This is a genomic window from Bacillus sp. GMa5/1 (assembly GCF_050172015.1).
Classification (GTDB): domain Bacteria; phylum Bacillota; class Bacilli; order Bacillales; family Bacillaceae_G; genus Bacillus_A; species Bacillus_A cereus.
The window spans coordinates 17,853-29,675 of record NZ_JBNLYC010000051.1 but is presented as its reverse complement, the minus strand read 5'-3'; the positions used below and the strand labels follow the sequence as shown (position 1 = coordinate 29,675).

Below are 11,823 nucleotides of genomic sequence, written 5' to 3'. Positions count from 1 at the left end.
AATGATTTTCAATTTAGTAGATTTACTTATAATTGATTGGCTAATTTTTTGCTGGATTACTCCAAGGTTTGTTGTGATTCCTAGTACGGAAGGTATGAAAGGATATAAAGATTATAAGTTTCATTTAAGAGGGGCTATAGTCGCTACTCAAATTTTAGCAATCGTAAGTTTATTTTTGGCGGGAATTGCTACAACTATTTAGTGTGAAGAAGGGCATGGAGCTTTTATAAAAGATAAGGAGATTTATAATATATAGAATTAGAAATGAGAATTTGATAGTATTGGAGTAAGGAGTTTTAATAACAGTATATTAAACAATATTAATATACTGTTGCAAATGTTTTGATATTATGTAAGATTATACAATTTTACGAAGGCATTTGGTAAAATTCAAAAAAATTTAATGGAGGCTAATATGAAAAAAGTAATTGGCGCAGCAACAGCAACTGTTTTTGGATTGGGGGCGTTTACCACAACTGCTACCGCAGAAACAATTGTAACAGCAGATGTACTTAACGTACGTGAAAAACCGACTACAGAATCAAAAGTGGTCGAAAAAGTAAAGAATGGGCAAGAGTTAAAAGTCATAAATACCGAAGATGGCTGGTCAAAAATTGAGTTGAATGGTAAAGAAGTGTTTGTAAGTTCGGAGTTTACAAAAGATGTATATCATGTAACGGCGAATTTGTTAAATGTACGCACTGAAGCAAACACGGATTCAGAAATTCTTGGCAGACTAAAAAAAGATGATGTAATTGAATCAACGCATCAAGTAAAAGACGGATGGCTGCAATTTGAGTATAAAGGAAAAACTGCTTATGCAAACGTTTCTTTCCTATCAAGTACAGCACCAACTGAAAAGAAAACTGAAGAGAAAACGAAGCAAGTAGCGAAAGTACAAAAATCAGTTAAAGAAAAGAAAGAAGTAAAGACGCAGAAAGTAGCAAAAGCGAAAGAAACAACGAAAGCACAAGAAATAGTAAAGCCTAAAGAAGAGTTAAAAGTCAAAGAAGAAGTAAAAGTTAAAAAAGAAGAGAAAGCGCAAGAAATAGTAAAGCCTAAAGAAGAGGTAAAAGTCAAAGAAGAAGTAAAAGTTAAAGAAGAACCGAAAGTGCAAGAAATAGTAAAGCCTAAAGAAGAAGCAAAAGTCAAAGAAGAAGTAAAAGCGCAAGAAATAGTAAAGCCTAAAGAAGAGGCAAAAGTCAAAGAAGAAGTAAAAGCGCAAGAAATAGTAAAGCCTAAAGAAGAGGTAAAAGTCAAAGAAGAAGTAAAAGTTAAAGAAGAACCGAAAGTGCAAGAAATAGTAAAGCCTAAAGAAGAAGCAAAAGTCAAAGAAGAAGTAAAAGCGCAAGAAATAGTAAAGCCTAAAGAAGAGGCAAAAGTCAAAGAAGAAGTAAAAGCGCAAGAAATAGTAAAGCCTAAAGAAGAGGCAAAAGTCAAAGAAGAACCGAAAGCGCAAGAAATAGTAAAAGCTAAAGAAGAAGAAAAAGCAAGAGAAATAGCAAAAGCTAAAGAAGAAGAACAAGCAAGAGAAATAGCAAAAGCTAAAGAAGAAGAGAAAGCAAGAGAAATAGCAAAAGCTAAAGAAGAAGAGAAGGCAAGAGAAATAGCAAAAGCTAAAGAAGAAGAGAAGGCAAGAGAAATAGCAAAAGCTAAAGAAGAAGAACAAGCAAGAGAAATAGCAAAAGCTAAAGAAGAAGAGAGAGCGAAAGAAGCATCTAAAAACAACATACAGTCTGCTAAACGTGAATTAACGGTAGTAGCGACAGCGTATACTGCTGATCCAAGTGAAAATGGTACATATGGTGGACGCGTTTTAACTGCGATGGGGCATGATTTAACGGCAAATCCGAATATGAGAATTATCGCAGTTGACCCGAAAGTAATCCCATTAGGATCTAAAGTATGGGTAGAAGGTTATGGAGAAGCTATCGCTGGTGATACTGGAAGTGCAATTAAAGGTAATCGTATTGATGTTTTAATGGGTTCAAAAAGTAAAGCTATGAATTGGGGAAGACAAACTGTTAAAGTGAAAATTTTATAGTAACAATAATTATCCAAATAGAAGTCAGTTCTCTTTATTGAGGCTGGCTTTTATTTTTTTAGTAGAAGGATAATAGGATTTTTAAATGGCTTATTACTAAACCTGTAACAAAACATAAAAAATGTATGATGTTTAGAAAATAAAACTATTAAGAATGAGGTAAGGAAGTAGAACAGAAGTTTATTGAGAAGTAGAGAAGAGTAGTATGTTGAAAACGAAGGATTAACGTATAATGAAATGTATAAATTGGATCAAATCGTTTACTAAACACTGTCACTCATAATAGTGTAATTAAGTTCAAAGGATAGGTGTATTTCATGAAAGAAGTAAGAGAATATATTGAAATAAAGAAACAAGGTGTATTGGAGCTGCAAATAAAAGAAACTGAAGAAAAGTTAGGTGCTGCTTTCCCAAATCAATATAGGGATCTTATTAAATTAGTTAATAATGCTGAAATAGGGGAATGGGTACTATATCCGATTAAAGATAATAGAAATGTAACGAAAACTTGGGATGATATAGTTAGACAAAATGTTGACATGAGAGATGAGTATATTTCAGAAAACCTTATCATAATTGGTGACGATGGTTCAGGGGATAAATTGTGCTTTAAAATAAATAATGGAAAAATGGATGATCAAATATATATTTGGTATCACGCGGATGACGAAATGGAAGAAATATGTCCGAGTTTAAAAGAATTTATTATGGAAACTATTCAGGAAGACGATGCTTTTTAGTCTTAATTATTATGATTTTGTGAATCACTCTTATAAAAGGCGAGGATAGAATATGACAACAGAATTATATGGTGCACATTGCAAAGAAAGGAAAGGGTATAGAGTAATTGAAGGAAGAGGTTCATATAATCATTACTTTGGCGGTCAAGATTGTAATTTGCCAGTATGTAAGTTATGCGGTGAAAAGATGCATCAAATTCTCTGTTTTGATTTAAAAGATGGGAGACTTGCTGAACTTAAAAGTAATGAACTAAATATTTTACCATTCGTTTCATGTTTAAACTGCGCGATGGTATGGGAACCGCAATATTTTCAGTTAAGTGATGGAGGGAAAACTGTTCAAATCATACAGCAGCAAAATACAGAAGAATGGATAATGGAAGAGGAATATAAGTTACCAGTTTTATTACCAAAAACAACGGTAAAGCTTATAAATATGAAAAATGAAGATATACCTACAGATGAAGATAGTTACTGGGAAGCTTTTGACTTGTTCGGTTCTGAATATGTATGTAGATTATTAGGGGTACCGTTATATGATGATCTTCCAAAGGATTTGGCGTGTCCAACTTGTGCGAAAGAGATGAAATATGTTGCTACAATTACTCAAGATATTGAGGAACGTGGACTTATTTCAGTAGTTAATTTCCAGTTTGGGGAAATGAATATATACTATTATTTATGTATAGATTGTTCAATTATAAAAACTGAAATACAAAATACATAACAAGCCTAACATAATATGTTAGGCTTGTTTTTTGATCGCAACATCATTAAGAATTGCATCAAATATATCTTTTTGCGTAAAGTTATCTGTAAAAATAGTTTCTCTGGCAACCTTAATAGTATCGTGCGGATTATACCATTTTTGTAGGGAATCTTCACCAAATTCGTGTCGTTTGTCCCTTGTGTTATGTCGTCTAATAGTTTCCTCTAATGATAAATCAAAGTAATATGCAAATGCATTTTCATCAAAATAACGAATTAATTCTTTTAACATCTCACCATACCTATGACTGTTCAATATACCTTCTAAAATAACAAATTCACATTTTCCTTTTCCGTACTTCGTAATTTCAAATAGTAAATCATGTGATAAATTACCCATTGTATCGTGTACTCTAAGCATATCTCTACGTACAACATCCTGTGATACTAAAAGTGTCCCTTGTCCGAAATGTTCTTGTAGTTGTTTTGCAATCGTTGTTTTACCACTTGCGGAGTTTCCTCTAAGAATGATTAAAGTGGATGTAAATATAGGATTAGACATAATGTATTCCCCCAACAGTATTAATTATATAGAAAATTTTAACAAATGAAGTGAGGAAAGTGTATAATCAATATGATGGATATTTAAGGAGGGGGTAAGATGGGGGATATATTAAAAAATGCACAACCTATATGGAAACGGACTTGGTTTCGTTATCTAGGGGCATTTTTTATTGTTCAGTTACTGTTTATTTTGTGTGAAATCACTGCGTGGGCACCAAACTTTAGGCCAGGCGGAGAGTTTTTTAATAGAATATTAAATTCTCAATTTTTCACTGAATGGTTCACACTCTATACAATCCCGCAATTTAACGTATTTACAGCATTTTTTGCGATTACATTACTACCATATGCATTAGTAGGTGCAATGAAAGATGTAACAGCAAGAAAAAATATAAAGGAATAATAGAGGTATAATATGCTTTTTCAAAAAGAAGGTTTATTGATTAGATACGTAATGGAAGATGATGCATCTATCATTTCTAAATGGTTAACGGACCCAGCAGTCCTGCGGTATTACGAAGGACGAGATAATCCGCAATCTGTAGAAAAGGTGCTTGATCATTTTATACATAGTCCAAACAGTAATGAAAAAAGATGTTTAATAGAATTTGATACCATTCCGATTGGTTACATACAAATGTATCCAGTGGATTCAGAGTGGAAAGCGTTATATGGCTATAAAGAATCACAAAATGTATGGGGTATGGACCAATTTATCGGTGAACCAGCCTATTGGGGAAAGGGAATTGGAACAAAACTTGTTCAGGCAGCAATTACATATATTATGGGTGAAATGGGAGCAGAAGCAATTGCAATGGATCCGAAAGTAAATAATGAACGGGCAATAAAGTGTTATGAAAAAAGTGGATTTAAAAAAGTAAAGATTTTAAAGGAACATGAGTTGCATGAGGGGAAATTAGAAGATTGTTGGATGATGGAATATAAACAATAATAATGGCTTATACAAACAAAGGGGGATGTGTGAAATGAAAAAAGCATTAATCGTAATTGATGTGCAAGCGGGTATGTATACAGCTGGAATGCCAGTACATAATGGGGGAAAGTTTTTACAAACACTGCAAGAGCTTATTATGGAATGTCGTTCAAATGATATTCCAGTTATTTATATCCAACATAACGGTCCTAAAGATCATCCGTTAGAAAAAGGTACGGATGGATGGCGAATCCATGCGGCCATCGCTCCGCAAGAAGGAGATAATATAGTTGAAAAGACGACTCCAGATTCATTCCATAATACAAACTTAAGCGAAGTGTTACAAGAGAAAGGAATTGAACACGTTATTCTTTCGGGAATGCAAACAGAGTATTGTGTAGATACGACAACGCGCAGAGCATGTAGTGAAGGATATAAAGTAACGTTAGTGAGTGATGCACATAGTACATTTAATACAGAAGTGTTACGTGCTGAAGATATTGTGAAACATCATAACGCAGTATTGGGAGCGTTTGCGGATGTTGTTGAAGTAAAAGACTTAAAAGTGGCTGCCTCTAAATAAGAGGCAGTTTTCATTAGAAAAAATAGCGTCAAATACTGTTAGTAAGTCGGTATTTTGAAATAATCAATTATATAATTTCACGTACCATAATGAAAAAATACAAAAAAGGAGCACCACATAATTAAAAAGGGCGCTCCTGCATTAAAACGTTACTTTTTTTTATCTTTATCCAATATATTTTGTTCTTCAGCAAACTCTGTACCATATGCAAAGCGGCGATTAATACGAATGTTATCATTGTTGTGCCTTGTATGAGAGTTAGAGAAGCGATGAACGATTACTTCAGATAAAGTGAAGACGATGGCAGAAAGGATACTGCCCCATGCAATTTGCATATAGTTGTCTAATAAAATATTACCGAAAATCCATACGCTTAAATATGTTAATAAGAAATCCGACATAATGGCACCAGTATTGCCAATTCGATTTAAAATGATTTTATCAACGAACATGTAGGATACGATTGTAACAAAGAGACTGAATGAAATAATTTGAACAAACGTTGCAGGGAAAAATAAAGCAAGCCCAATGCTAAATGCGATAATGCACGATATAAACTTGATAAGCACTACTGTGAAATTATTCAAAATTTACACCTCCGATTTATACATAGTTTTTCAATAAATTCTGGAGTTCATACATTGTAACGGATTTATTTACATAAAACTTTTTCATGTTCGGAATTTAGTCTAAATATTATAAAAACAATGAAAAAATGTTATAGTAAAATGAGAGTGTATGACATTTTTAGGTAAGGGGGAATCCAGGATGTGGATTACTTCAGAAGTAGAAATTCCAGATGAGTTAATTGATCACCTTGAGCAAGGAAAGTTAGTATTATTTGTTGGAGCGGGAGTTTCTATGAAAGGGAAATCAAACTTACCGAATTTTGATGATTTAGTTGATGAAATTGCAAAAACGTTATATGTCGAAAAACGTGAAATAACAGAACCACATGATTATTATCTTGGTAAAATTGCGAAAACAAAAGATGTACATCAAGTCGCAAGAGATCTTGTTCATATAGAGAAATCAAAACCGAATCCATTGCATTATGCAATTCCAAGGCTATTTCCTTTAGATACAGATATCCGCATTGTAACAACAAATTTTGATCAACATTTTACAACAGCAATTAGAGAAATAAATAGAGATATCAATGTTTATTACGCTCCAGCTTTACCGACTGGGAGAGCTTTTAAAGGTCTTGCTTATATACATGGTAATGTAGAACAGGAGAAAGAGGCTTTAATTTTAACAGATGGTGATTTTGGAAGGGCTTACTTAACGGAAGGGTGGGCGAGAAGATTTTTAGTTGATCTATTCTCAAATTACACCGTTTTATTCATTGGATATAGTCATAATGACCCAGTAATGAAATATTTAGCAACTGGTTTACCACCAAGTACAAGACGATTTGCTTTTGTCGCACAAGGAGAAAATACGTACCACTGGGAACATTTAGGGATAAGACCAATTGTGTATCCGAATAAGGTGAATAATCATCAATCCCTCGTAAAAGCAGTAAAACGCTGGGCTGAATTAATGGGTGATAATTATATTACGAAAAGAATGCGTATTCGGGATATTGTAACGGTTCCCCCGTCAGTAGAACAGGAACAATTATCATACATAAAGCAATCGATTAAAAAAATTGAAACAGTACGTTACTTTGTGGAATTTGCTCATGATTATGAATGGGTCGAATGGTTAGAAGCAGAAGGTAAATTACAAAATTTGTTTATGCTTACGCCAAACTATAATGAAGTAGATGAATTACTTGCAGAATGGTTAGTGGAACAATTTCTTTTTAGTCATCAGAAAGAATTATTTCAATTAATTTATAAAAACTATTCTAAAATATCACCGTTATTATGGAGAACAATTTGTAACTACTTAAACGAAACGAAGAGTAAGATGGACCCGCTGTTGTTTGCAAGGTGGACACTCCTTTTATTAGAAACAGCTGAAAAAGATAGTAGCTCTATAGAAAAGATTTCTAAGTTACTGCAAAAATGTTCTTTTCCTGAGCATAAAGAAATTGCCTTATTGTTACTAACTTTTATTTTAGACGGAAAACTGAAGTTGAAACGTGTAAGAAAATGGGGGAATGATACGCAAGAATCAATAGAACTCGAGGAATCGAGTCGCTTACCAGTATCTACATTTTCTCATGTGGAGCAAATTTGGAACGAAAAGATGAGGCCATATATCGCTTATTATGCTGTTCCAATTATGATGATTGGATTAGAAAAATTGAGAATGTTGTCGTTAAGACAAACGGCACTGAAAAAAAGAAATAAGGAAAATGTAGAGAAAGAGTTTCATCAAAATGATCTTGCATTTTTAATACGAATTGTAAAAGAGTGTCTAACTTATTTATGCGAAAACAATGAAAAAAAAGCGGATTATTATATTACAGAAATGATAGAAGCAAATAGTGTACTTCAAAAGCGAATTGCAATTGATGCGATGAATAAAAATATTTTTGTTCGTGTAGATGACAAAATGAAATGGTTGTTACATGAAGGACTTCTTTTAGATTTCACTTATAAACACGAAGTTTTTCAACTTTTAAAAAGGCATTATGCACATTGTTTAGAAAAAACAAAAGAAGAAGTCACTCGAACTGTAATAAAGCATCTTACAGAAGAGAGGGTATTTGATGCATGTCTCGTATTAGACTTATTATTCAAGTGTGATTCGAATAGCCCATCTACGGCAAATGGGTATGAGTTAATGAAGCAAAAGCATCCTCATTTTCATTCTGAACGATACAGTGTACAAAAGAAAGAAGATACAGCAGAAAGCATTACTTGTAATGTAACTGCTGACGGATTATTGCAGCTGAAAGATGTTGAAATTATGAAGCAAGTTCAGCAATTTTCGCAAGATGGTGTTTTTGAACAACGCCATTTTTTAGAGATGTTATCAAAAGCATGTAAATTAAACACAGAGTGGAGTATTTCATTTGCATACCAATTAGTAGGAGTGCAAGAAATAAGTAATGAAGTATGGTTTGTTTGTATTAGAGAATGGCGAAATAATCGAGGATTGACGAATGAGCAAATCCAAAAAATTATTCCGCTATTGCAGAAATTTGTTAGAAATACTGCTTTTCATTGGTTAATTAGTAGTTTTCTATATGAAATTAGTAATCGACTAGAAGAGTTAGAAGAGAATAGTATACGTGTTGTAAAACGATTTGCTTTTTCAGTGTTCCCTCAAGTTATGAAGAGTGATACAGACTTTAAGCTTGGGAAACAAGATTTTTATAATGAATCAATTCAGCATCCAGTTGGAAAAATGACGGCTGTATTATTAAAGTTGTTATCATATGATCATTTATACGATCGTAATGTATATGAATATTTATTTTTATTTGAAGAACAAGTAAGAGTTAATTCGGAACGAACAAACTTTATGTTTGCTCGTTTAATAGCAGATATTACATTTCTATATCATATTGAAAAACAATGGTGCCGAAAATATTTGTTACCATACTTAGATTTAAAAAAACAAAATGAGATTACGGAATATGCATGGGCCGGCTTATGTTACACGCAAATAAATTTACCTTTATTTACAGAAATGAAGCGATTTATTAAGTATGCGATAGAACATTTGGAAGTATTACATCCGCATACGAGAGAAGCTTTCTTGAAGTGGCTTAGCTTTGTATTTATTAAATGTGTACTATATTGGGAGCAAAAAACAAATTGGTTATACCCGTTACTCATACTAGAAAATGAAGAAAATAAAATTAAGTTTATGCAGTTTTTATGCTATTACGTCAAAACATTAAGTGTAAAAGAACAACAAAAGTTTTGGACAGCTTGGCTCAGTGTATTTTTGCGAGAACGACCAAAAATGGGTGAGATAACTGCGAGAGAATATGTGATGCTTTTACGTATTATTTTATACATGGATGAAATATTAGAAAAAGGATTATGTATTATGTCTCGTGCATTTTCAAGTGTACATGGTAAATGTACAGGTGAGGAAATGAAGCGGTTATTGATTGAAATGCTTCATAAAAAAGAAAGTATGAAAGCGCATAAAGAAATGTTTGCAAATGTGTTTTTTATTTTACTACAAACATGTCACGAAGCCGTTTTATTAGAAAAAGAAATCATACAAATAAAAGAATTATTAGTTCAGTATGAAGTAGAGGAATATGTTTTACATTTACTAGAAAATGAAATAATTCGCATAGGAATTGTAATGGGTGATTTACAAAAAGAATTATAGGACGAAAGTGGAATTTAAAAAAATATATAAAAAGTTGTTGACAGTGTTTTGAAAAGCGTTCTATAATACGAATCATACTTATTCAATTTCAAAAACATTTGAATAAACAAAGTGCAATGAAGAGATCACAGTAGTGGTTAGTCTTACTGTAACAGAGAGCTGGTGGTTGGTGTGAACCAGTACAGGGATAATCATGAATTACAGTCTTGGAGCATCTTTTTCGTAATAAAGATAGTTTGTCTTTATGAGGAAAAAGCGGTCAATTGATCGTTAACAGTGAAGAGAGGTAGACGGAAAGTTAGTCTACAACTAGGGTGGTACCGCGATAAATATCGTCCCTACTGATTTATTCAGTAGGGACTTTTTGTATTTTAGTGGTTCAACTTGAAAATTAAATAGTCATGCATTGAAAGGAAAAGCAGTAGTTGTTGTTTCCCTGTAACAGAGAGCTGGTGGTTGGTGCAAACCAGTACATAAACAAGAGCGAATTACAGTCCTGGAGCATCTTTTTCGTAGTAAAGATAGTATTGTCTTTATGAAGGGAAAGACGGTCAGATGATCGTTAACAATGAAGAGAGGTAGACGAAAGAAGTCTACAACTAGGGTGGTACCGCGATAAATATCGTCCCTACTGATTGAATCAGTAGGGCTTTTTTGTACAAAAAAGTGGGTTTTTAACTAGTAGTTTATGTCTTTGTACGAATTATTAGTTTAAAATAAGAAGAGGTATCGATTCCACTATAAATTTGTATAATTAGTCAGTTCAGAAAATAGAGAATTTTTTATTCTCTTACTATACTTTTAAAACATTAGAGGAGGATTTCCAAATGGCAAATCATGAATTAGATCAATTACGTAAACAGGTAGATGAAATTAACTTACAACTATTACACCTTTTAAACAAACGTGGTGAAATTGTTCAAAAAATTGGAGAGCAAAAGCAAGTACAAGGCACGAAACGCTTTGATCCAGTACGTGAGCGTGAAGTACTTGATATGATTGCAGAGCATAACGAAGGACCATTCGAAACATCAACAGTTCAACATATTTTCAAAACGATTTTCAAAGCAAGCTTAGAGTTACAAGAAGATGATAACCGTAAAGCGTTACTAGTATCACGTAAAAAGAAACAAGAAAATACAATTGTTGATGTAAAAGGTGAATTGATTGGAAACGGAACACAAACGTTCATCATGGGACCTTGTGCAGTAGAAAGTTTAGAACAAGTTCGTCAAGTAGGGCAAGCGATGAAAGACCAAGGCTTAAAATTAATGCGCGGTGGTGCATTCAAACCGAGAACTTCTCCATATGATTTCCAAGGTTTAGGAGTAGAAGGACTTCAAATTTTACGTCAAGTAGCAGACGAGTTTGACTTAGCAATTATTAGTGAAATTTTAAATCCGAACGATGTTGAAATGGCATTAGACTACGTTGATGTAATTCAAGTTGGTGCACGTAACATGCAAAACTTCGATTTATTACGAGCTGTAGGTAAAGTTAACAAACCAGTATTATTAAAACGTGGATTAGCAGCAACAATTGATGAGTTCATTAACGCAGCGGAATACATCATTGCGCAAGGTAACGATCAAATTATTCTTTGTGAGCGCGGTATCCGCACATACGAAAGAGCAACACGTAACACATTAGACATTTCTGCAGTACCAATTTTAAAGAAAGAAACACATTTACCAGTTATCGTTGATGTAACACATTCAACTGGACGCAGAGATTTATTATTACCAACAGCGAAAGCGGCACTTGCAATTGGCGCAGATGCAGTAATGGCTGAAGTTCATCCAGATCCAGCAGTTGCATTATCAGATTCTGCACAACAAATGGACATTCCAGAATTCCATAGATTCATGGATGAGTTAAAAGGTTTCAAAAATAAATTATCTTAATTCCATATCATATATGCATTGAAGAGGAAACAGTAGTGCTTATCTCACTGTTAAAGAGAGCTGATGGTCGGTGTGAATCAGTACAAAGGTAAGCA

At 33.3% G+C, this 11,823-nt stretch carries 10 protein-coding genes, 1 pseudogene and 3 other annotated features (1 of these 14 cut by a window edge); of the genes and pseudogenes, 9 read left to right on the top strand and 2 right to left on the bottom strand.

Annotated features, from left to right (window positions below):
• The 4 genes and pseudogenes from ACQGSG_RS14485 to ACQGSG_RS14470 all read left to right on the top strand — a co-directional run.
• Positions 1-202, top strand: a pseudogene (locus ACQGSG_RS14485) (nitroreductase); the annotation flags it as partial.
• Positions 203-415: 213 nt separating this feature from the next.
• On the top strand, positions 416-2,044 hold the full coding sequence (gene entB / locus ACQGSG_RS14480) for a cell wall-binding protein EntB (RefSeq protein WP_426947548.1): 1,629 nt from the start codon (positions 416-418) through the stop codon (positions 2,042-2,044).
• A gap of 317 nt (positions 2,045-2,361) precedes the next feature.
• Positions 2,362-2,784 (top strand): SMI1/KNR4 family protein, encoded by a 423-nt coding sequence (locus tag ACQGSG_RS14475; protein ID WP_061666495.1) that lies wholly within the window; start codon positions 2,362-2,364, stop codon positions 2,782-2,784.
• Positions 2,785-2,836: 52 nt separating this feature from the next.
• Positions 2,837-3,511, top strand: a complete 675-nt coding sequence (locus tag ACQGSG_RS14470; protein ID WP_000206086.1) for a hypothetical protein — start codon at positions 2,837-2,839, stop codon at positions 3,509-3,511.
• An 18-nt stretch (positions 3,512-3,529) separates the two neighbouring features.
• Here ACQGSG_RS14470 and ACQGSG_RS14465 read toward each other — a convergent pair whose 3' ends face one another.
• Positions 3,530-4,054 (bottom strand): kinase, encoded by a 525-nt coding sequence (locus ACQGSG_RS14465; protein WP_000070081.1) that lies wholly within the window; start codon positions 4,052-4,054, stop codon positions 3,530-3,532.
• A gap of 99 nt (positions 4,055-4,153) precedes the next feature.
• Here ACQGSG_RS14465 and ACQGSG_RS14460 point away from each other — a divergent pair, with 99 nt between their 5' ends.
• From ACQGSG_RS14460 to ACQGSG_RS14450, 3 genes are read left to right on the top strand one after another with little or no spacing between them, the layout of a single operon-like run.
• Positions 4,154-4,459, top strand: coding sequence for a YfzA family protein (locus tag ACQGSG_RS14460; RefSeq protein WP_000502338.1), 306 nt, complete (start codon positions 4,154-4,156; stop codon positions 4,457-4,459).
• Between the two features lie 12 nt (positions 4,460-4,471).
• Positions 4,472-5,008 carry a GNAT family N-acetyltransferase gene (locus ACQGSG_RS14455; protein WP_000898772.1) on the top strand — a complete coding sequence of 179 codons (537 nt, stop codon included), beginning with the start codon at positions 4,472-4,474 and terminating at the stop codon, positions 5,006-5,008.
• A 34-nt stretch (positions 5,009-5,042) separates the two neighbouring features.
• Entirely contained in the window at positions 5,043-5,573 is a 531-nt protein-coding gene (locus tag ACQGSG_RS14450) for a cysteine hydrolase family protein (protein WP_044797280.1), read from the top strand.
• Positions 5,574-5,722: 149 nt separating this feature from the next.
• Here the strand turns inward: ACQGSG_RS14450 and ACQGSG_RS14445 are convergent, their stop codons facing one another.
• Positions 5,723-6,160, bottom strand: coding sequence for a YndM family protein (locus ACQGSG_RS14445; RefSeq protein WP_098280451.1), 438 nt, complete (start codon positions 6,158-6,160; stop codon positions 5,723-5,725).
• Between the two features lie 181 nt (positions 6,161-6,341).
• Between ACQGSG_RS14445 and ACQGSG_RS14440 the strand changes: the two genes are divergently transcribed.
• On the top strand, positions 6,342-9,824 hold the full coding sequence (locus ACQGSG_RS14440) for a DUF4020 domain-containing protein (RefSeq protein ID WP_426947546.1): 3,483 nt from the start codon (positions 6,342-6,344) through the stop codon (positions 9,822-9,824).
• A 107-nt stretch (positions 9,825-9,931) separates the two neighbouring features.
• Positions 9,932-10,167 (top strand) — a binding site (T-box leader).
• 54 nt (positions 10,168-10,221) lie between these two features.
• Positions 10,222-10,457, top strand: a binding site (T-box leader).
• A gap of 194 nt (positions 10,458-10,651) precedes the next feature.
• Positions 10,652-11,728, top strand: a complete 1,077-nt coding sequence (locus ACQGSG_RS14435; protein WP_001273575.1) for a bifunctional 3-deoxy-7-phosphoheptulonate synthase/chorismate mutase — start codon at positions 10,652-10,654, stop codon at positions 11,726-11,728.
• Between the two features lie 9 nt (positions 11,729-11,737).
• Positions 11,738-11,823, top strand: a binding site (T-box leader); it runs 134 nt beyond the window's last position.